Annotated in this window: 18 protein-coding genes and 1 pseudogene; 8 read left to right on the plus strand and 11 right to left on the minus strand. The window is 61.7% G+C overall.

The window, feature by feature from the left end:
• Nucleotides 1-229: 229 nt before the first annotated feature.
• Together BLX42_RS06850 and hutC are read right to left on the minus strand one after the other, a co-directional pair.
• Complete coding sequence (locus tag BLX42_RS06850) at nt 230-802, minus strand: HutD family protein (RefSeq protein ID WP_046784999.1); 573 nt, start codon at nt 800-802, stop codon at nt 230-232.
• Nucleotides 799-1,509 (minus strand): histidine utilization repressor, encoded by a 711-nt coding sequence (hutC, locus tag BLX42_RS06855; protein WP_174141112.1) that lies wholly within the window; start codon nt 1,507-1,509, stop codon nt 799-801. Before hutC ends, BLX42_RS06850 begins: the two co-directional genes overlap by 4 nt.
• A 143-nt stretch (nt 1,510-1,652) precedes the next feature.
• Between hutC and BLX42_RS06860 the strand changes: the two genes are divergently transcribed.
• Nucleotides 1,653-3,017, plus strand: a complete 1,365-nt coding sequence (locus BLX42_RS06860) for a formimidoylglutamate deiminase (RefSeq protein WP_046784998.1) — start codon at nt 1,653-1,655, stop codon at nt 3,015-3,017.
• Nucleotides 3,018-3,051: 34 nt separating this feature from the next.
• On the opposite strand, the gene BLX42_RS06865 is transcribed toward BLX42_RS06860, so the two are convergent.
• Nucleotides 3,052-3,624 (minus strand): lipocalin family protein, encoded by a 573-nt coding sequence (locus BLX42_RS06865; RefSeq protein WP_046784997.1) that lies wholly within the window; start codon nt 3,622-3,624, stop codon nt 3,052-3,054.
• Nucleotides 3,621-3,875, minus strand: coding sequence for an outer membrane protein assembly factor BamE (gene bamE, locus BLX42_RS06870; protein ID WP_012312368.1), 255 nt, complete (start codon nt 3,873-3,875; stop codon nt 3,621-3,623). The genes BLX42_RS06865 and bamE overlap by 4 nt, the downstream gene beginning before the upstream one ends.
• A 223-nt stretch (nt 3,876-4,098) precedes the next feature.
• On the opposite strand from bamE, the pseudogene BLX42_RS27160 reads away from it, so the two are divergent.
• Both BLX42_RS27160 and BLX42_RS27165 read left to right on the plus strand, forming a co-directional pair.
• A pseudogene (locus tag BLX42_RS27160) lies at nt 4,099-5,136 on the plus strand (cache domain-containing protein); the annotation flags it as partial.
• Nucleotides 5,137-5,265: 129 nt separating this feature from the next.
• Nucleotides 5,266-5,991, plus strand: a complete 726-nt coding sequence (locus BLX42_RS27165) for a methyl-accepting chemotaxis protein (protein ID WP_371926628.1) — start codon at nt 5,266-5,268, stop codon at nt 5,989-5,991.
• Nucleotides 5,992-6,026: 35 nt separating this feature from the next.
• On the opposite strand, the gene BLX42_RS06880 is transcribed toward BLX42_RS27165, so the two are convergent.
• From BLX42_RS06880 to BLX42_RS06890, 3 genes are all read right to left on the minus strand, one after another.
• A complete protein-coding gene (locus tag BLX42_RS06880) occupies nt 6,027-6,623 on the minus strand; it encodes a DUF924 family protein (protein ID WP_012312366.1) in 597 nt (198 codons plus the stop codon).
• Between the two features lie 3 nt (nt 6,624-6,626).
• A complete protein-coding gene (locus BLX42_RS06885) occupies nt 6,627-7,637 on the minus strand; it encodes a class 1 fructose-bisphosphatase (protein WP_012312365.1) in 1,011 nt (336 codons plus the stop codon).
• Nucleotides 7,638-7,802: 165 nt separating this feature from the next.
• Nucleotides 7,803-10,253: a glycogen/starch/alpha-glucan phosphorylase gene (locus tag BLX42_RS06890; RefSeq protein ID WP_119688142.1), complete on the minus strand. Its 2,451-nt coding sequence runs from the start codon at nt 10,251-10,253 to the stop codon at nt 7,803-7,805.
• Nucleotides 10,254-10,439: 186 nt separating this feature from the next.
• Here BLX42_RS06890 and BLX42_RS06895 point away from each other — a divergent pair, with 186 nt between their 5' ends.
• Nucleotides 10,440-10,844, plus strand: coding sequence for a YkgJ family cysteine cluster protein (locus tag BLX42_RS06895; protein WP_115273392.1), 405 nt, complete (start codon nt 10,440-10,442; stop codon nt 10,842-10,844).
• 151 nt (nt 10,845-10,995) lie between these two features.
• Here the strand turns inward: BLX42_RS06895 and typA are convergent, their stop codons facing one another.
• Both typA and thiI read right to left on the minus strand, forming a co-directional pair.
• A complete protein-coding gene (typA, locus tag BLX42_RS06900) occupies nt 10,996-12,816 on the minus strand; it encodes a translational GTPase TypA (protein ID WP_046784993.1) in 1,821 nt (606 codons plus the stop codon).
• Nucleotides 12,817-12,942: 126 nt separating this feature from the next.
• Nucleotides 12,943-14,397, minus strand: a complete 1,455-nt coding sequence (gene thiI, locus BLX42_RS06905) for a tRNA uracil 4-sulfurtransferase ThiI (RefSeq protein WP_039604090.1) — start codon at nt 14,395-14,397, stop codon at nt 12,943-12,945.
• Between the two features lie 471 nt (nt 14,398-14,868).
• Here thiI and glnA point away from each other — a divergent pair, with 471 nt between their 5' ends.
• The 3 genes from glnA (at nt 14,869) to ntrC (ending at nt 19,176) form a co-directional block, all read left to right on the plus strand.
• Entirely contained in the window at nt 14,869-16,275 is a 1,407-nt protein-coding gene (glnA, locus tag BLX42_RS06910) for a type I glutamate--ammonia ligase (RefSeq protein WP_012312360.1), read from the plus strand.
• Nucleotides 16,276-16,657: 382 nt separating this feature from the next.
• Nucleotides 16,658-17,743 carry a nitrogen regulation protein NR(II) gene (gene glnL, locus BLX42_RS06915; RefSeq protein ID WP_046784991.1) on the plus strand — a complete coding sequence of 362 codons (1,086 nt, stop codon included), beginning with the start codon at nt 16,658-16,660 and terminating at the stop codon, nt 17,741-17,743.
• A complete protein-coding gene (gene ntrC, locus BLX42_RS06920) occupies nt 17,740-19,176 on the plus strand; it encodes a nitrogen regulation protein NR(I) (protein WP_039603934.1) in 1,437 nt (478 codons plus the stop codon). Before glnL ends, ntrC begins: the two co-directional genes overlap by 4 nt.
• 358 nt (nt 19,177-19,534) lie before the next feature.
• Here ntrC and BLX42_RS06925 read toward each other — a convergent pair whose 3' ends face one another.
• Nucleotides 19,535-19,972, minus strand: coding sequence for a hypothetical protein (locus tag BLX42_RS06925; RefSeq protein ID WP_046784990.1), 438 nt, complete (start codon nt 19,970-19,972; stop codon nt 19,535-19,537).
• Between BLX42_RS06925 and trmL the strand changes: the two genes are divergently transcribed.
• Nucleotides 19,971-20,432 carry a tRNA (uridine(34)/cytosine(34)/5-carboxymethylaminomethyluridine(34)-2'-O)-methyltransferase TrmL gene (gene trmL, locus BLX42_RS06930; protein ID WP_011531803.1) on the plus strand — a complete coding sequence of 154 codons (462 nt, stop codon included), beginning with the start codon at nt 19,971-19,973 and terminating at the stop codon, nt 20,430-20,432. The two genes, BLX42_RS06925 and trmL, sit on opposite strands and share 2 nt — an antisense overlap.
• Before the next feature lie 70 nt (nt 20,433-20,502).
• Here trmL and secB read toward each other — a convergent pair whose 3' ends face one another.
• On the minus strand, nt 20,503-20,988 hold the full coding sequence (gene secB / locus BLX42_RS06935; protein ID WP_012312355.1) for a protein-export chaperone SecB: 486 nt from the start codon (nt 20,986-20,988) through the stop codon (nt 20,503-20,505).
• Nucleotides 20,989-21,012: the final 24 nt, after the last annotated feature.

Below are 21,012 nucleotides of genomic sequence, written 5' to 3' on the forward strand. Positions count from 1 at the left end.
GTCGTCCGCGGGCAGGTGTGTCGTGTTGGATATACAAACACACCTTTACTTGTATGTACAAGCATGGACAACCAAAATAGTGGGACCGCTTTTGAACAGCCTGGAGAAAACCGGGGCCGCTGCGCGGCCCTTTCGCGACACAAGGCTGAGCTGCGCCCGTCTGGGCAAACGCGATCTGTGCAGGAGCGGCCTTGTGTCGCGAAAGGGCTGCACAGCAGCCTCAGCCAGCTCAGGTTGGAATCAGCTCGATCAGGCAGAACCGCCCCTGAACCTGCAACTCCAGCAGCGTGTCGTTCCCCTCGAGCCGCAGGCAGTCATACAAGCCCAGCCGCTCCAAACCATGCCCGGCCAACTGCACCTCAACCTGGTTACTGCCCGAAAACAGCAGCACAGTCGACGCCGAACTGAACAACCGGCTGGTACCATCGAACCACTGCAAGCGCGCGCGATAGCGCTGCGGCGAGTAGATCAGGTTGAAATCACGAATCCTCTCACCCAGCAGCTTGCAACTGACCTGGCTCTCGCCAGCGAAAGCGAAGGCGTCGAACGGTAACAGCGGCCGGCTGGCCTGCCCGTCGACCAGCAGGCGCATGCCATCCCCCTGCAAGACCGTGATGATCCGCTGGTAGCCCGCAAACATCGAGAAACCACCAGACGCTTCGATATCCGCAATCGACAGGCGCCAGCCGAACCCCTCCAGGCCCTCGCCACTGTCGCGGGTGATTTCCTCGGTGAAGCCGCCGCCGTTCTTCCACGGCATCCGCGGGTAGTCCTGCGCACGCAACAACTGCAACGGGTTCATTTGCTGAAACGTCCTTCCAGGCGATGACGGGAGCCGGGGTGGATCAACCGCGCGGCCGTCACCGGCTGGCGACCGGACCAGGTACGGCGGCGAATCAGCAGGCAAGGCTCGCCCCGCTCGATCTGCAGCAGTTGGCACTCGTGGGGCTCGGCCAGGATCGCCTCGACCACGTGCTCACCCTCGGTCAGCGGTGCGACCTGGGACAAGTAGGCGTAAGGCGTCTGCCGAGTGAAATCCTGCTTGAGGTAGTCGGGCGCGATCGCCGCGTTGACGTAGCGGTCCTCGATTTGCACCGGGATGCCGTTTTCGTAATGCACGATAAGCGAATGGAACACCCGCTGGCCTTCGCGCATGTCCAGTGCCAGAGCGCGCTCGGAACCGGCCGCTTCTTCAGCAAGGGTGATCACCTGGCAGCTATGCTGGTGGCCACGCGCGGCAATCTCGTCGGCGATGTTGTTGACTTCGAACAACGCCGAGCGGCTCTTGGGTTCGGCCACGAATGTCCCTACCCCCTGCATGCGCACCAGCAGGCCTTCGGCAGTGAGCTCACGCAGGGCGCGGTTGATGGTCATGCGGCTGAATCCCAGCTGGCTGACCAGTTCGCTCTCCGAAGGGACCCGGTGATGGGGCGGCCAGCTGCCGTTGTCGATCTGCTGGATGATCATCTGTTTGACCCGCGCGTACAGCGGCGCCGGGCCCTCGCCCATCTGGGCAACCAGCGCGGAGACAGGAGGTGTCGGCACGGCGTTGGATCCTTGTGCGATTGAATGGGCGGTAGCTTGCCGCAGTTTACCCGGCAGGCAAACAACTGTATATGTATATACAAGTCAGCCATAACAGGATTTCACAGATGTCCGCCTACTTCGCCGAATGCGCCCTGCTGCCCGATGGTTGGGCCAGCGATGTCCGAATCGAGGTCGCCAGCGATGGCACAATGACCCATATCGACTCCGGCGCTTCGGCCGACGGCGCCGAACGGCTGGCCGGGCCACTTCTGCCCGGCATGCCCAACCTGCACTCGCATGCCTTTCAACGCGCAATGGCCGGCCTGGCAGAAGTGGCGGGCAACCCCAACGACAGTTTCTGGACCTGGCGCGAACTGATGTATCGCCTGGTCGGCAAGATCACCCCGGAACAACTGCAGGTCATCGCCCGCCAGCTGTACATCGAGATGCTCAAGGCCGGTTACACCTCGGTGGCCGAGTTCCACTACGTGCACCATGACCAGGCGGGCAAGGCCTATGCCGACCCAGCCGAGCTGTCCCGCCGCATCAGCGCGGCGGCGGCCAGCAGCGGTATCGGCCTGACCCTGCTGCCGGTGCTGTACAGCCATGCCGGCTTCGGTGGCCAGCCACCCAACGAGGGGCAGCGGCGCTTCATCAATTCCACCGAGCAGTACCTGCAACTGCACGCACAACTCGCTGCGACAATCGCCGCGCAACCCGCGCAGCAGGTGGGTTTGTGCTTCCACTCGCTGCGGGCGGTCACGCCGGCGCAGATTGCCCAGGTATTGGCAGCGGGCAATCAGCAATGTCCGATCCATATTCATATCGCCGAGCAACAGAAGGAAGTGGACGACTGCCTGGCCTGGAGCGGCCTGCGCCCGTTGCAGTGGCTGTATGAGCATGTGCAGGTGGATGCGCGCTGGTGCTTGGTGCATGCCACCCACGCGCAGGCTGACGAAGTGGCGGCAATGGCCGGCAGTGGCGCGGTGGCCGGTTTGTGCCTGACCACCGAAGCCAACCTGGGTGACGGGATTTTCCCGGCAGTGGACTACCTGAGCCAGGGTGGCCGGATAGGTATCGGCTCTGACAGCCATGTATCGCTGAGCGTGGTCGAAGAGCTGCGTTGGCTCGAGTATGGCCAGCGCCTTCGTGACCAGCGGCGCAACCGGCTTTATCGCGAAGATCAGCCGATGGTTGGCCGCACCCTGTATGACGCGGCACTGATGGGTGGGGCTCAGGCATTGGGGCAGCCCGTGGGTGAGCTGGCCGTGGGCAAACGTGCCGACTGGCTGGTGCTGGATGGGCAAGACCCGTATATCGCCACGGCCGACGAAGATGCAATTCTCAACCGCTGGCTGTTTGCCGGAAGCGACCGGCAGGTACGCGATGTGATGGTCAACGGGCAGTGGGTGGTGCGCCAGGGGCGCCACGGGCAAGAAGAGGAAAGCGCTCGGGCGTATGTCGAGGTGTTGCGACAGTTATTGGGCTGACAACAAAAGGGCCGCAAAGCGGCCCCCTACGGTCTCAATGCATCTGCACGATCTGCTTGTCCGCCATGCGCCAGATCAAGCGGCTGGTGTCGTAGCCCTGCTGCCGGGCCTTGGCCAGCAGGCTCTCGCGCTCCCATGCCGGCAGGGTCGGCGTACGCGACAGTATCCACAGGTACTTGCGGTCGGGGCTGCCGACAATGGCCGTGCGGTAGTGGTCGTCCACGTACAGGATCCAGTATTCGCCCTTGGTCAGGCCCGGTACCAGGCGGGTGAACCAGTTGTCGAACTCAACCCACAACCTGTCGGTATGCCCCGGCTGCTGGATGTTGGCATGCCCCTCGGCGCGCAGCCATTCGTCACCCATGGTGCGGCAGCGGCTCAGCACCCCGTACGAACCATCAGGCTTGAGGTTGTAATGCGCCTCGGACTGGGCGCATTCGCTCTGGTAAGGCATGGGCAAGCGCGCCAGCTCGTACCATTTGCCCTGGTAGCGCTTGAGGTCGATATCGCCGGCGGTCTTGGGTGCCAACGGGTCGTTGGCCGACGTGGCGCAGCCACCCAGCAGCATCACCAGGCACAACCCCAGCAGCAGGTGCAGACGCGTCATTTGAGGCCCTGCCCTGAATACATCAGTACTTTGTCAGCCGCATACTGCACGCTGATGAAGCTCTTTTCGTCCCCCCAGGTACAGCTGCTCATGCCCAGTGCGCCGGAGCACTCGGTGGGCGTGCCGAGCAGTTGCTCGACCTCGGCCTTGTTCATGCCGGCCTTGAGCTTGGAATAGTTTTCCTGATTGATCTTGCTGCACGCAGTCAGGATGACGCACAGGGACAACAGGGCGAGGGAACGCAACGACATGAAGGAACACTCCTGAAAGGTGGATGCAGGCGAGAGGCCTGCAGGGACCTTCGACGGGAAAAACGGTCCCTGGTTCCCTGGCAGGCCTTTTTCGTTCTACACCGTTGGTCGGCAGGCGCTGCGCAAACGATTAATGTTTTGCCGTGCCGAGTCGACACAGCGGACACGCTGTGACGCGTGATCGCAGCCCTCCTCCGCCTTGCCTTGTGCAGACCACAAAAAAATGACCAAGAATCTCAAGTTCAGCCACAAGATCCTGCTGGCCGCCGCCCTGGTGGTGGCTGTCGCCTTTACCTGTTTCGTGCTGTTCAACGACTACCGCCAGCGCCAGTCCCTGCGCAGCGATACACAGACCAACCTGCAGGACCTCGGCCGCCTCACTGCAGGCAACATCCGCACCTGGCTCGACAGCCGCAAGCAGTTGCTGGCCTCGCTGGCCCAGCAGATTGCCGTCGATGGGCCGGGCAAGGCCAGCCTCGACAGAAGCCTGGCACTGCCGGTATACGCCAGCAATTTCCAGCTCACCTATTTCGGCGGCCAGGACGGCAGCATGCAGTCGGTGCCGGTCGGCAACCGCGCCGCCGACTATGATCCTCGTGCACGCGACTGGTACAAGGCAGCCAGCGCAGCCAGCCAGACCATCGTGACCGAACCGTACATTTCGGCTTCTGCCGGCAAGCTGGTCATCACCCTGGCCACTCCGGTGCAACAAGGGGGCCGGCTGATTGGCGTCAGCGGCGTGGACACCGACCTGCAAACCATCAGCAATCTGATCAACACGCTCGACTTCGATGGCCACGGCCACGCCTTCATCGTCAACGGCGAAGGCAAGATCCTGATCCACCCCAAGGCCGACCTGGCGCTCAAGACCTTGGCGGATGTCTACCCAGGCAACACGCCGCACATCAGCAGCGGCCTCAAGGAAGTCGAGCTGGATGGGCGCAAGCAGTTCATCAGTTTCACCCACGTCGACGGCGTGCCCTCAGCGGACTGGTACGTGGCCCTTGTGGTCGACCAGGACGCGGCCTTCGCCATGCTCAGCGAGCTGCGTACCTCGGCCATCGTCGCGACGCTGATCGCGATACTGGTCATCATCGCCCTGCTCGGCCTGCTGATCCGCGTATTGATGGAGCCCTTGCACCTGATGGGTCGCGCCATGCACGACATTGCCGAAGGCGAAGGTGACCTGACCCGGCGCGTGGCCATCCACGCGCAGGACGAGTTCGGCAGCCTTGGCCAGTCGTTCAACCGTTTCGTCGAGCGTATTCACGAATCGATCCGCGAAGTGGCCTCGGCCACTGGCCAAGTCAATGCGGTGGCCACGCAGGTGGTGAGCGCCTCGAATGCCTCGATCCACAATGCCGACCAGCAGTCCAGCCGCACCAACAGCGTGGCCGCGGCCATCAACCAGCTGGGTGCCGCAGCCCAGGAGATCGCCCAGAACGCAGCGCTGGCTTCGCAACACTCCAGTGAGGCACGCGGCCTGGCCGAAGACGGCCAGCAGGTGGTCGGGCGCACCATCGATGTGATGAACCAGCTGTCGGCGCGCATCAGCGATTCATGCGGCAACATCGAAACGCTCAATGCCCACACCGCCAACATCGGGCAGATTCTCGATGTGATCAGCGGCATTTCCCAGCAGACCAACCTGCTGGCCCTGAATGCCGCGATCGAGGCGGCTCGTGCCGGTGAAGCCGGGCGCGGTTTTGCCGTGGTCGCCGACGAAGTCCGCAACCTGGCGCACCGCACTCAGGAGTCGGCGCAGCAGGTCCAGCGCCTGATCGAGGAATTGCAGGCCGGTGCCCAGATGGCCGTCAGCACCATGAACCAGAGCCGTGAGCACAGCGACCAGAGCGTCGGGATTGCCAACCAGGCCGGTGAGCGCCTGGGCAGCGTGACCCAGCGTATTGGCGAAATCGATGGCATGAACCAGTCAGTGGCTACCGCTACCGAGGAGCAGACGGCGGTGGTCGAGTCGATCAATGTCGACATCACCGAGATCAATACGCTGAACCAGGAAGGGGTGCAGAACCTGCAGAGCACCTTGCGTGCCTGCACCGACCTTGAACACCAGGTCGAACGGCTGAAGCACCTGGTAGGGAGTTTCAGGATCTGAAACGAACGGGGCCGCTTTGCGGCCCCATTCATCACTCAAAACCTGGAGCCAGGCTCCAGCAAAAAGTCCATCTCTTCACTGGTGCTCGGCCGCTCCAGCAACAGATTGCGATGCGGGAAGCGCCCGAACCGGGCAATCACCCGCTGGTGCTGCTCGGCATAGTCGAGGAACCCTTCGAACAACCGACGGTTGGCCTCGGGCTGCTCATCCAGCAGCACCTGGTACCGCTCAACGCACAGGTTCTGCCAGTCCAGCACCTCGGCATGCTCCAGCACCAGCAGCACGAATACCCGCTGGATCGGCAGCAGCTGGTAATCCCAGCCCTTCTGCAGCCCCTGCATGGCCACCACCTGGGCACGCCGGTCGCCCTCGAAAGCGCGCGGCGTGTCGCGGTAGATCATGCGCGGCAGCTGGTCCAGCAGTATCAACAGGCCGAGCCAGCCCTGAGGGCTTTGCTGCCACTCCTCGAGCCCGCCCGCCAGGGCATGCTCGACGAGCTCGCCAAACAGCGCCTGGGCTTCGGCATCGTGATGCTTGCCGAACCACAGCGTGCTCTTCTCGTCAGCCACGGCCTGGGGACTGGTGCCCCAACCGAACCACCACTCCAGCAACGGCTGCCAAGGTGCGAGCATGATTTACTCCTTGTGATAGGCGGTGACGCGCTCGACCTCTTCCTTCGAGCCGAGAATCACCGATACACGCTGGTGCAGGCTCTCTGGCTTGATGTCGAGGATGCGTTCGTAACCGTTGGTGGAAGCGCCGCCGGCCTGCTCGATGATGAACGACATCGGGTTGGCTTCGTACATCAGGCGCAGCTTGCCCGGCTTGCTCGGCTCGCGGGCGTCGCGCGGGTACATGAACAGACCGCCACGGGTCAGGATACGGTGCACGTCGGCCACCATCGAGGCGATCCAGCGCATGTTGTAGTTCTTTTTCAGCGGCCCGGTCTCACCGGCCAGCAGCTCGCCCACGTAGCGCTGGACCGGGGCTTCCCAGTGGCGCTGGTTGGACATGTTGATGGCGAACTCGGCGGTGGTTGCCGGGACCTGGATGTTTTCGTGGGTCAGGACGAAGCTGCCCAGCTCACGGTCCAGGGTGAAGCCCTTGACGCCGTTGCCCAGGGTCAGGATCAGCATGGTCTGCGGGCCATAGATGGCATAACCGGCGGCGACCTGCTCGGTACCTGGCTGCAGGAAGGCGTTTTCGTTCAGGGTTTCGTTCTGGCTCAGGTATTCGTTAGGGCAACGCAGTACCGAGAAGATGGTGCCGACCGAAACGTTGACGTCGATGTTCGACGAGCCGTCCAGCGGGTCGAAGACCAGCAGGTAGGCACCTTTGGGGTATCGGCCCGGGATCTGGTAGGCGTTGTCCATTTCCTCGGACGCCATGCCGGCCAGGTGGCCGCCCCACTCGTTGGCCTCGAGCAGGATATCGTTGGAAATCACGTCGAGCTTCTTCTGCACTTCGCCCTGCACGTTTTCAGTGCCCATGCTGCCCAGCACGCCGCCAAGGGCGCCCTTGGACACGTGATGGCTGATTTCCTTGCACGCACGCGCCACCACTTCGATCAGGAAGCGCAGATCGGCAGGGGTATTGTTGCTGCGGGTCTGCTCAATCAGATAGCGACTCAAGGTAACGCGGGACATGTATGGCTCCGAAAGGATGGGGGAGAAAAACCCCCGCAGTTTACAGGGAGAGTTCAATGCTAGCGAGTAAAGAGACACGCCTGGGCAGTCAGACGGCACAACAGGTCGGTAGTTCAGCGCTCACCAGGCCGATGGTCAGGTGGGGCCGCTGTGCGGCCCCAAGCCTCAATCCAGCACCTTCCAGATCTCGGTCGCATACTCGCGAATGGTCCGGTCCGAAGAGAACCACCCCATTCGCGCGGTGTTGAGCACCGCCATCCGCCACCACGCCTGCGGCGTATGCCACAACTCCTCCACCCGCCGCTGGGCATCCCAGTAAGCATCGAAGTCGGCACAGACCAGGAAGCGGTCGTAAGCCACCAGCCCGTCGATCAGCCCGGCATAGCGCGACGGATCATCGGGGGAGAACACGCCACTGCGGATCGCCTGCAGCACATCGTTCAAGCGGTGGGAGGCGGCTATCGCGGCCACGGCACCAAAATCACCGTCACGCTTGCGCGCCTCCACCTGCTGCGCGGTCAGGCCGAAAATGAACATGTTGTCGGCACCCACCTGTTCGCACATCTCGACGTTGGCGCCATCGAGGGTACCAATGGTGAGTGCACCATTGAGCCCGAACTTCATGTTGCTGGTGCCCGACGCCTCGTAGCCGGCCGTGGAAATCTGCTCCGACAGGTCCGCCGCCGGGATGATGCTCTCGGCCAGGCTGACGTTGTAGTTGGGCAGGAACACCACCTTTAGCAGGCCGCGCACGGTAGGGTCGTTGTTGACCACCCGGGCGATGTCATTGGCCAGCTTGATGATCAGCTTGGCCTGGTGGTAGCTGGCTGCGGCCTTGCCGGCAAAGATCTTCACCCGCGGCACCCAGTTGGTGCCCGGGTCGTTACGGATGGCCTGGTACAGCGCCACGGTGTGCAGCAGATTGAGCAGCTGGCGCTTGTACTCGTGGATGCGCTTGACCTGCACATCGAACAGCGCCTCAGGGTTGACCGTAACGCCCACCCGCTCCTGGATGATGCTGGCCAACGCGCGCTTGCTGTGCAGGCGCTGCGCGGCGAACTGCTTGAGGAAGCCGCCCTTGTCGGCGAACGGCACCAGGTTGGCCAGGCGCCCTTGCGGGTCGTCAAGCAACTCTGGCCCCAGGGCATCCACCAGCATCGCCGTCAACTGCGGGTTGGACTGGTACAGCCAGCGGCGGAAGGTAATGCCGTTGGTCTTGTTGTTGATTCGCTCGGGGTAGAGCTTGTGCAACTCGGAGAACACCGTGCTTTTCATCAGCTTGCTGTGCAGCGCCGATACCCCGTTGACGCTGTGCGAGCCGAGGAACGCAAGGTTGCCCATACGCACCCGGCGGCCGTTGTCTTCCTCGATCAGCGACACCGCCCGCAGCACGTCGAAGTCATGCAGGCCTTTCGCGCGCAGGGCATCGATATGGTAGGCATTGATCAGGTAGATGATCTGCATGTGCCGCGGCAGCATGCGCTCCATCAGGGCCACCGGCCACGTCTCCAGCGCTTCTGGCAGCAGCGTGTGGTTGGTGTAGGCCAGGGTGCCGACGGTCAGCTCCCAGGCTTTTTCCCACGGGATTTCATGCTGGTCGACCAACAGCCGCATCAATTCGGCCACGGCAATCGACGGGTGCGTGTCGTTGAGCTGGATGGCCGCAGCATCCGGCAGGTTGAGCAAGTCCTTGTGCATGTTCAGGTGGCGTCGCAGCAGGTCCTGCAGCGACGCCGAGACGAAGAAGTATTCCTGGCGCAGGCGCAGTTCCTGCCCCGCTTCTGTGCTGTCGGCCGGGTACAGCACCCGCGAGATGCTCTCGGCGCGAGCCACTTCGGCCACCGCGCCAAGGTGGTCGCCGGCATTGAAGCGCTCCAGGTGCAGCTCTTCCAGCGCCCGCGCACGCCACAGGCGCAAGGTGTTGACGCTGGAGCCCCGCCAGCCGACCACTGGCGTGTCGTAGGCCACCGCACGTACCGTCTCGCCCGGCCACCACACCTGACGTTGCTGACCATGGGTATCTTGCACCGTTTCGACGCTGCCGCCGAAACTGATCGGGTAGATCACCTCGGCGCGCTCGAACTCCCAAGGGTTGCCGAAATCCAGCCAATTTTCGGTCTGTTCCTGCTGCCATCCGTCGACCATGGCCTGGCGGAACAGCCCGTGCTCATAGCGGATGCCGTAGCCGTGGGCGGCGATGCCCAGCGTCGACATGCTCTCCATGAAACAGGCGGCCAGACGGCCCAGGCCACCATTGCCCAGTGCGGCGTCCGGTTCCAGCAGGCGGATGCGCTCCAGGTCCACGTCCAACCCCTCCAGCGCATCACGGGCGATGTCCAGCAGGCCAAGGTTGCTCAGGCTGTCGTAGAGCAGGCGCCCGATGAGAAACTCCAGAGAGAGGTAGTAGACCCGTTTCTGGCTGCGCCGGTAGGCCTGACGGGTGTGATCCATCCAGTGATCGACCATGTGATCACGGGCAGCCAGGGCAATGGCCTCGAACCAGTCGTGGTCAAAGGCGTGCTCCGGGTCCTTGCCGACCGCGTAGGTCAGCTTGTCCAGTACAGCGGCGCGAAAGTCGGCCACCTCGGCGTCACGTGCTTTGGGTTCCTGGGACATGCGGCATCCTCGGGCAAATTGGCAAAAGCGGCGGGAGAGTGTTGAGACTAGACCCTTCGACAGGGAGTGACAGCCTCGGTTCGCAGTTTTCATGCCGGCTTGGCCAATCCGGCAAAAGGTTGTTCACAAATTGAACAACTCCGGTATGATCGCGCGCCCCAAGACCGTGATCCGCCACCTATAACGATGAAAACGACCCTGATTGCCGCAGCCGAAGTCGACCGCCTGGAAACCTGGCAGCGCTATGCCAGCCACATGTGCGGGGGCTGCCATTCGACCTGCTGCACCCTGCCTGTGGAAGTGAAGATCAAAGACCTGATCCGCATCGGCGTGGTGGATGAGTTCGAAAAGGACGAACCGCCGAAGAACGTGGCCAAACGCCTGCAGAAGGAAGGCATCATCGAACGCTTCAACCAGAAGTCGGGGATCTTCACCCTGACCCGGATGAGCAACGATGATTGCATGTATTTGGACCGCAAGAGCCGGCTGTGCACCATTTATGACAAGCGCCCGGATACTTGCCGGAACCACCCGAAGGTAGGGCCGCGGCCGGGGTATTGCGCTTACAAGCCCAAGGTGGCCACGCGCTGATCATTGGCCTCACCGCCCCAAAATCGTTGCGCAAGGACCTGTGGAAGCCGGCTTGCCGGCGATGAGGCCGGTACAGCTGATACAAAAAGCCCAGACAAAAAAACGCCCCCGGCCTTTGGACCGGGGGCGTTTTCATTCAGCCTGAGCTAACTCAGTTCTTGGCTTTCTTGGCAGCGCGGGTACGCTCGCCTTCGTCCAGGATCTTCTTGCGCAGACGGATCGACTTCGGCGTGACTTCGCACAGCTCGTCGTCCTGGATGAATTCCAGAGCCTGCTCGAGGGTGTGACGAACCGGCGGAACCAGGGCGATGACTTCGTCTTTGCCCGAAGCACGCATGTTGTCGAGCTTCTTGCCCTTGGTCGGGTTCACGCCCAGGTCGTTGTCACGGCTGTTCAGACCGATGATCTGACCGTTGTAGATCTCCTGGCCGTGCTCGACGAACAGCTTGCCGCGCGCCTGCAGGGTTTCCAGGGAGTAGGTCAGTGCCTTGCCGGTCTCGACCGAAACCAGTACGCCGTTGAGGCGGCCGGACATCTGGCCCGACTTCATGGTGTCGTAGCGATCGAAGATCGAGGTCAGGATGCCTGCGCCGTTGGTCAGGGTCAGGAACTGGTTACGGAAGCCGATCAGGCCACGGGCTGGAATGTTGTACTCCAGGCGAACACGGCCCTTGCCATCCGGAACCATGTTGGTCAGGTCGCCTTTACGCAGGCCCATTTCTTCCATGACCTTGCCCTGGGATTCTTCAGGGATGTCGATGGTGACGTTCTCGAACGGTTCCTGCTTGACGCCACCGACTTCGCGGATGATCACTTCAGGACGGCCTACGGCCATCTCGAAGCCTTCACGGCGCATGGTTTCGATCAGTACCGACAGGTGCAGCTCACCACGGCCCGATACCTTGAACTTGTCAGGGGAATCGGTTTCCTGAACGCGCAGAGCAACGTTGTACAGCAGCTCTTTGTCCAGACGGTCCTTGATGTTACGGCTGGTGACGAACTTGCCTTCCTTGCCGCAGAACGGCGAGTCGTTGACCTGGAAGGTCATCGAAACGGTTGGCTCGTCAACGGTCAGCGGCTTCATCGCTTCGACGGCTGTCGGGTCGCACAGGGTGTCGGAGATGAACAGCTCGTCGAAACCGCTGATGCAGACGATGTCGCCAGCCTGGGCTTCTTCGACGTCGATACGGTGCAGGCCGTGGTGGCCCATCAGCTTGAGGATACGGCCGTTACGCTTCTTGCCGTTGGTGTCGATGGCGACCACCGGAGTGTTCGGCTTCACGCGGCCACGGGCGATACGGCCAACGCCGATAACACCCAGGAAGCTGTTGTAGTCCAGTGCCGATATCTGCATCTGGAACGGGCCTTCACGGTCAACGTCCGGCGCAGGTACGTTGTCGACGATCGACTGGTACAGCGGGGTCATGTCTTCGGCCATGGCGGTGTGATCCAGACCGGCGATGCCGTTCAGGGCCGAGGCGTAGACCACTTTGAAGTCCAGCTGCTCGTCGGTAGCACCGAGGTTGTCGAACAGGTCGAAGATCTGGTCCAGAACCCAGTCAGGACGGGCGCCCGGACGGTCGACCTTGTTGATCACGACGATCGGCTTCAGGCCGGCTTCGAAGGCCTTCTTGGTCACGAAGCGGGTTTGCGGCATAGGGCCGTCCTGGGCGTCGACCAGCAGCAGCACGGAGTCGACCATGGACATTACACGCTCAACCTCGCCACCGAAGTCGGCGTGGCCGGGGGTGTCGACGATGTTGATGTGGTAGCCGTTCCAGTTGATGGCGGTGTTTTTCGCCAGAATGGTAATGCCGCGCTCTTTTTCCTGGTCGTTGGAGTCCATTACGCGCTCGTCGTTGAGCTCGTTACGTTCCAGGGTGCCGGACTGACGCAGGAGTTTGTCGACCAGGGTGGTTTTACCATGGTCAACGTGGGCGATGATGGCGATGTTACGCAGATTTTCGATCACAACTGTATCTCGATCAGAGGATTCGGTTGCCGCCAGTCTAGGCGGCCAATATGAAGGTAAAAGGCTCAGCGGGCCCGGCGGTCGGGAGGGCGATGGCGGATGCTGCCGCCATACAGCCCTGGGGTCTTATGCCGGACGATAAACACGCACATTGGCATGTCCCTCACTGAGCAGGTGGTGTGCGTGCAATCGGCTCATCACACCTTTGTCGCAATACAGCAAGTACTGGCGGGTTTCATCCAGCTGCTTGAACTTGCTGTTGATCGCGTAGAACGGCATCACCTGAACTTCGATACCCTCGAGCACCAAAGGCTCGTCTTCCTGGGCGTCAGGGTGACGGATGTCGATCACGATCTGGCCTGGCAGCGCTTCGCTTACTTCCTCGATTTCCACGTCCTTGCCCAGCTCGTCGATCACGTGGTCGATCGAGATGAACTTGGCACGTTCGAGGGCGCGCTCCAGCACGGCCATGTCGAACTGCTTCTCTTCATGCTCCATGCGGTGACGCTTGGCATGGGTGGTCGGGTTCACCGAGATCACGCCGCAATATTCAGGCATGTGCTTGGCGAAGTCGGCGGTGCCGATTTCGGTCGCCTGGTCGATGATGTCCTGCTTGTGGCTGGCCAGCAATGGGCGCAGCACCAGCTTGTCGGTGGCCGAGTCGATGATCGACAGGTTCGGCAGCGTCTGGCTGGACACCTGGGAAATCGCCTCGCCGGTGACCAGCGCATCGATTTCCAGACGATCGGCCATGCGCGCAGCGCCGCGCAGCATCATGCGCTTGAGGGTCACGCCCATGTAGCTGTTGTCGACCTTGTTGAGGATCTCGCCGACCACTTCTTCGAACGGCACGCTGATGAACAATACGCGCTGGCTGCTGCCGTACTTTTTCCACAGGTAGTGGGCCACTTCCATCACGCCCAGTTCGTGGGCACGGCCGCCGAGGTTGAAGAAGCAGAAATGGGTCATCAGGCCGCGACGCATCATTTGGTAGGCCGCCACGGTGGAGTCGAAACCGCCGGACATCAGTACCAAGGTCTGCTCCAGGGCGCCCAGCGGGTAGCCGCCAATGCCTTGGTGCTGGTTGTGGATCACGTACAGGCGCTGGTTGCGGATTTCGATGCGCACCGTCACTTCAGGTTGCTTCAGCTCGATGCCAGCGGCGCCGCACTGCTGGCGCAACTGGCTGCCAACGTAGCGGTCGACGTCCATCGAGGTGAAGTCATGGTGGCCCCCGCGCTTGCAGCGCACGGCGAAATACTTGCCGGCCAGCAGGTGGCCGAAGTGCTGCTTGCACTTGGCGACGATATCGTCGAAGTCACCGAGCGGGTATTCCTCCACCTGCAGGAAGTGGGTAATGCCCGGGGTGCAGGTGAGGCGCTCGATCATCTCGCGCTGGACTTTTTCGTCTTCGACGCGGGTGACCACTTCGAGGTTGTCCCAGACACCATCGACCGCGAGCTCAGGGTCGAGGTCCTTGAGCACGTTGCGGATGTTCTTGCCGAGCTGGCGGATGAAGCGCTTGCGTACCGGCCGGCTCTTGATGGTGATTTCTGGGAAGACTTTGACGATAAGTTTCATTGGTTAACAGCGCGCGCAGGGCCTGCCGAAAAATGAGGGGCGCGAATTATATCGGAAATTGCTCAGGATTTGACCAACTTTTGTACAGAAGGTTGGATTTATATTGCCTGTACTGGCCTCATCGCCGGCAAGCCAGCATCTACAGGACGTCGGTAGGCCTCAAGACTGCGCTTAGGATGTGGGGGCTGGCTTGCCAGCGATGAGGCCCTTAAAGGAAGCACACAACCCGATCTGTGCACGCTATTGGTGCACCAACAGCAAAAGCCGCCTCGTAAGGGTGCGTTTTTCGCCGCCAAACCGCCGCCAAATGCCCGCAAACGCCCCCTTTTATCCCGGCCTCGCCATTTTCGGGCACTGGCATGCAATTTGCTCCCTTGTGAGGCAGGTAAGCTTGGCCGACTATCCGCGCCCGGCAACACCCTTTTTTCCAGGGCAGCGGCCCACCGCGCTCTAGACCATCCGGAGGACAACATGTCGAAGTCGGTTCAACTCATCAAAGATCATGACGTCAAGTGGATTGATCTGCGTTTCACGGACACCAAAGGCACTCAGCATCACGTGACCATGCCAGCGCGTGATGGCCTGGACGAAGACTTCTTCGAAGTCGGCAAGATGTTCGACGGCTCCTCCATCGCTGGCTGGAAAGGCATCGAAGCCTCCGACATGATCCTGATGCCGGTCGACGATACCGCCGTACTGGACCCGTTCACCGAAGAGCCGACCCTGATCATCACCTGTGACATCGTCGACCCGTCGAGCATGCAGGGCTACGATCGCGACCCGCGTGCGATCGCCAAGCGCGCTGAAGAGTACCTCAAGAGCACCGGCATCGGTGACACCGTCTTCGCCGGCCCAGAGCCTGAGTTCTTCATCTTCGACGAAGTGAAGTTCCAGTCGGACATCTCCGGCTCGATGTTCAAGATCTTCTCCGAGCAAGGCTCGTGGATGACTGGCGCTGACGTGGAAGGCGGCAACAAAGGCCACCGTCCTGGCGTCAAAGGCGGCTACTTCCCGGTTCCGCCGTTCGACCACGACCACGAAATCCGTACTGCCATGTGCAACGCACTGGAAGAGATGGGCCAGACCGTCGAAGTTCACCACCACGAAGTGGCGACTGCCGGCCAGAACGAAATCGGCGTCAAGTTCAACACCCTGGTGAAGAAAGCTGACGAAGTACAGGCCCTGAAATATGTCGTGCACAACGTTGCCGACGCCTACGGCCGTACCGCCACCTTCATGCCAAAGCCGCTGTACGGCGACAACGGCTCGGGCATGCACGTGCACATGTCGATCTGGAAAGACGGCAAGAACACCTTCGCGGGTGAAGGCTATGCCGGCCTGTCCGAAACCGCCCTGTACTTCATCGGCGGCATCATCAAGCACGGTAAGGCCCTGAACGGCTTCACCAACCCGTCGACCAACTCCTACAAGCGCCTGGTTCCAGGCTTCGAAGCCCCGGTAATGCTGGCCTACTCGGCACGCAACCGTTCCGCCTCGATCCGTATCCCTTACGTCGGCAGCCCTAAAGCCCGCCGTATCGAAGCGCGCTTCCCGGACCCATCGGCCAACCCGTACCTGGCTTTCGCGGCCCTGCTGATGGCTGGCCTGGACGGCATCCAGAACAAGATCCACCCAGGCGATGCTGCCGACAAGAACCTGTACGACCTGCCGCCTGAAGAGGCGAAAGATATCCCGCAAGTTTGCGGCAGCCTGAAAGAAGCTCTGGAAGAGCTGGATAAAGGCCGTGCGTTCCTGACCAAGGGCGGCGTGTTCTCCGACGACTTCATCGATGCCTTCATCGAACTGAAGAGCGAAGAAGAGATCAAGGTCCGTACCTTCGTGCACCCGCTGGAATACGAGCTGTACTACAGCTGCTGATTTGATTGGCGCATTGCGCCGATGAAATCCCGGAAACGGCCTTCTCATGAAGGCCGTTTTTGTTTTTCCAGCCGTCCCGATCGGAAGCGCCCCAACACCTTGGCGCCATACGCCACGCGCACCGATGCTCTATATTGGTGCAATGCAACGTTGCATGCCCCGCCCCGCACCCCAAAACAGGTCACGTTGAACGGTAAATCAGTGCTTTCTGGTCCGAATAGGCGCAATTTCGGGGGTTTATAAAGCAATCCCGCTTCTTTTCGGAGCCTTGGTTTGTTTCTTGCATTTTCTACGCAAAGAGCCTGGCATGAGCAGATCCATAGTGCGCCGGCCACGCTCACCGCCATGCCCGGCAAGCGCCAAAAGAGGTCAACGACGCCTTATGACCATCAGCGATGCACAGCACCGTCTGCTTCTGGACAACCTGACCACCGCCACGCTCTTGCTTAACGCCGAGCTGCGCCTGGAATACATGAACCCGGCTGCGGAAATGCTCCTGGCCGTGAGTGGGCAGCGCAGCCACGGGCAGTTCATCAGCGAACTGTTCACCGAATCGTCCGAGGCGCTCAACTCCCTGCGCCAGGCGGTCGAGCAGGCGCACCCGTTCACCAAGCGCGAAGCCCAATTGACCTCGCTGACCGGCCAGACCATCACCGTTGACTATGCCGTGACGCCCATCCTGCACCAGGGCAACACCCTGCTGTTGCTGGAGGTACACCCGCGTGACCGCCTGCTGCGCATCACCAAGGAAGAAGCCCAGCTGAGCAAGCAGGAAACCACCAAGATGCTGGTCCGCGGCCTCGCCCACGAGATCAAGAACCCACTGGGAGGCATCCGTGGCGCGGCGCAACTGCTGGCCCGGGAGTTGCCCGAAGATGGCCTGCGCGACTACACCAACGTGATCATCGAAGAGGCCGATCGCCTGCGCAACCTGGTCGATCGCATGCTCGGTTCGAACAAGCTGCCATCGCTGGCCATGACCAACATTCACGAAGTCCTTGAGCGGGTCTGCAGCCTGGTCGACGCAGAAAGCCAGGGATGCATCACTTTGGTGCGTGATTATGACCCGAGCCTGCCGGACGTGCTGATCGACCGCGAACAGATGATCCAGGCAGTACTGAATATCGTGCGCAACGCGATGCAGGCGATCAGCTCACAGAACGAGTTGCGCCTGGGCCGCATCACCCTGCGCAGCCGCGCGATGCGCCAGTTCACCATCGGCCATGTGCGCCACCGACTGGTGGCCCGCGTCGAGATCATCGACAACGGCCCCGGCATCCCCAGTGAACTGCAAGACACCCTCTTCTATCCCATGGTCAGTGGCCGCCCGGACGGTACCGGGTTGGGCCTGGCCATTACCCAGAACATCATCAGTCAGCACCAAGGCCTGATCGAGTGTGAAAGCCACGCTGGCCACACCGCCTTTTCGATCTTCCTGCCGCTGGAACAAGGAGCCACCGCCTCATGAGCCGAAGTGAAACCGTATGGATCGTCGACGATGATCGCTCCATCCGCTGGGTCCTGGAAAAAGCCCTGCAACAGGAGGGCATGACCACCCAGAGCTTCGACAGCGCCGATGGCGTGATGGGCCGCTTGGCCCGGCAGCAGCCGGACGTGATCATTTCCGACATTCGCATGCCCGGCGCCAGCGGCCTCGACCTGCTGGCACAGATTCGCGACCAACACCCGCGCCTGCCGGTCATCATCATGACCGCCCATTCCGACCTGGACAGCGCAGTGGCGTCGTACCAGGGGGGCGCTTTCGAGTACCTGCCCAAACCGTTCGATGTCGATGAGGCGGTCTCGCTGGTAAAGCGCGCCAACCAGCATGCGCAGGAGCAGCAAGGCCTCGATGTGCCCCAGGCCCTGGCCCGTACGCCGGAAATCATCGGTGAAGCCCCGGCGATGCAGGAGGTGTTCCGCGCCATTGGCCGGCTGAGCCACTCCAACATCACCGTACTGATCAATGGCGAGTCCGGTACCGGCAAGGAGCTGGTGGCCCACGCCCTGCACCGCCACAGCCCGCGGGCGGCCTCACCGTTCATTGCCCTGAACATGGCCGCCATACCCAAGGACCTGATGGAGTCGGAGCTGTTCGGCCACGAAAAAGGCGCCTTCACCGGCGCGGCCAACCTGCGACGCGGCCGCTTCGAGCAAGCGGACGGCGGCACCTTGTTCCTCGACGAAATCGGTGACATGCCTGCCGATACGCAGACCCGCCTGCTGCGGGTGCTGGCCGATGGGGAGTTCTATCGTGTGGGCGGCCATGTGCCCGTAAAGGTCGATGTGCGAATCATCGCTGCGACCCATCAAAACCTCGAGTCACTGGTACAGGCTGGCAAGTTCCGTGAAGACTTGTTCCATCGCCTGAACGTGATCCGTATTCATATCCCGCGCCTGGCCGACCGCCGCGAGGACATCCCCGCGCTGGCACGCCACTTCCTTGGCCGTGCCGCTCAGGAGCTGGCCGTCGAACCGAAGCTGCTCAAGCCGGAAACCGAAGAATTCATCCGCAACCTGCCTTGGCCTGGCAACGTCCGCCAGCTGGAAAACACCTGCCGCTGGATCACCGTCATGGCGTCCAGCCGCGAAGTGCTGGTCGGCGATCTGCCGCCCGAATTGCTCAACCTGCCGCAGGACGCTGCACCGGTGACCAACTGGGAGCAGGCGCTGCGCCAATGGGCCGACCAAGCCTTGGCACGCGGGCAATCCAACCTGCTGGACAGCGCCGTGCCCAGCTTTGAACGGATCATGATCGAGACGGCGCTCAAGCATACTGCCGGGCGCCGCCGGGATGCAGCGGTGCTGCTGGGGTGGGGGCGCAATACCCTGACCCGCAAGATCAAGGAACTGGGGATGAACGTGGATGGCGGGGATGACGATGAGGGCGATGATCACTGACTTCCTGCTGAATCAGTAACACCGTTGGGGCCGCTTTGCGGCCCCAACCATTTCCGGCCCATGCACCGAAGCTGTGCCAGCTGCACCGCGCCAAGGCACAAATCCCCTCAAAAACCGGCCAGATCGCCCTGAAACCCAATGTTTCCGGGTTTTTCAAAACTGGCACGCCACCTGCAATACCTAATGTATCTCCAGTTTCGGGGGCCTCGGTACAGGCAGGCCGGGTGAACCCCTCTTTTATACGCAGTTGCACAAGCTTTGGGGACCTCGGTACAGGCAGGCCGGGAATCCCCTCTTTTACACGCAGTAGCGCAAGCTTTGGGGACCCTGGTACAGGCAGGCCGGGACATCCCCTCTTTTATTCGTGCAGCCTCACCTGCACCCGCCAGCGCCCCGCGTCCTCTGCACCGGCCCATTCGCCACGCAGAGGGCGCGCGGCAATCACGCTCAGCAGCAACCCTTCCTCACTTTTCTGCAAACGCCAGCTCACCGGCTTGCCCTGCAGGGTCAGTTGCCCACGCTGGGCTTTGCCTTCGGCCTGGAACAGCAACGCGACCGTACCCTGGACATTCTCGCCATGCAGCTTCGGTTCATCGTTGAACCACAGGTCCAGCCCGTCCTGCACCACCTCCACCCGCTCAAGCACGAGCGCTTCGGGTGCAGTCAGACGGCCGATCATCAAACCGACCATCAAGCCGACGATCGCCAACGAGAGCAAAACCTTCGGCAAGCCCTTCGAACGCACATCAGGTTCGGGGGTAGAATGCTCGCCATCTTCACGCTTGGAGCCGTGCATGTTTCACGTCATCCTCTTTCAACCTGAAATTCCGCCCAATACCGGCAATATCATTCGCCTCTGCGCCAACAGCGGCTGCGCGCTGCACCTGATCGAACCGATCAGCTTCGAGCTCGACGACAAGCGGCTGCGCCGTGCAGGGCTGGATTACCACGAGTATGCCACGCTCAAGCGCCACGAAAGCCTGGCCGGATGCCTGGAGAGCCTGGGCAACCCACGCTTGTTCGCCTTTACCACAAAGGGTTCGCACCCGTTTCATGAGGTTGCCTACCAACCGGGCGACGCCTTCCTGTTCGGGCCGGAAAGCCGTGGCCTGCCGGCCGAGGTGCTGGACAGCCTGCCGGCCGAGCAACGCCTGCGCCTGCCGATGCGGCCGGGGTGCCGCAGCCTGAACCTGTCCAACACCGTGGCGGTGACGGTGTATGAGGCATGGCGGCAGCAGGGGTTTGCCGGGAGCTGACAAGCCCGAAGCAGGCAGCCGGGTAATAAAAAGGCGACCTCGAAGGTCGCCTCTTTGCTACCGGGCAAAATTACTGCACGGTCGGTGCTTCGCCCGCTTCCTGCATGCGCTGCATCTCTTGCGCGTACAGGGCGTCGAAGTTGACCGGCGACAGCATCAGGGCCGGGAACGAACCACGGGTCACCAGGCTATCCAGAGTCTCGCGGGCGTACGGGAACAGGATGTTCGGGCAGAACGCGCCGAGGGTGTGGCTCATGGAAGAGGCGTCGAGGTTCTTGATCAGGAAGATACCAGCCTGCTGAACTTCAGCGATGAACGCGACTTCGTCACCATTCTTGACGGTCACCGACAGGGTCAGCACCACCTCGTGGAAGTCGCCTTCCAGAGCCTTCTGCTTGGTGTTCAGGTCCAGGGCAACGCTCGGCTCCCAGGTCTGACGGAAGATCTGCGGGCTTTTCGGGGCCTCGAACGACAGGTCGCGCACGTAGATACGCTGCATGGAGAACTGAGGGCTGTTGTCTTCGGCTGCTGCGCCGTTGGTCTGTTGGTCAGTCATGGCAGATCCTTATCCTAATGTTTT

The sequence above is a fragment of the Pseudomonas sp. SG-MS2 genome, from assembly GCF_009933855.1.
GTDB classification, from domain to species: domain Bacteria; phylum Pseudomonadota; class Gammaproteobacteria; order Pseudomonadales; family Pseudomonadaceae; genus Aquipseudomonas; species Aquipseudomonas putida_E.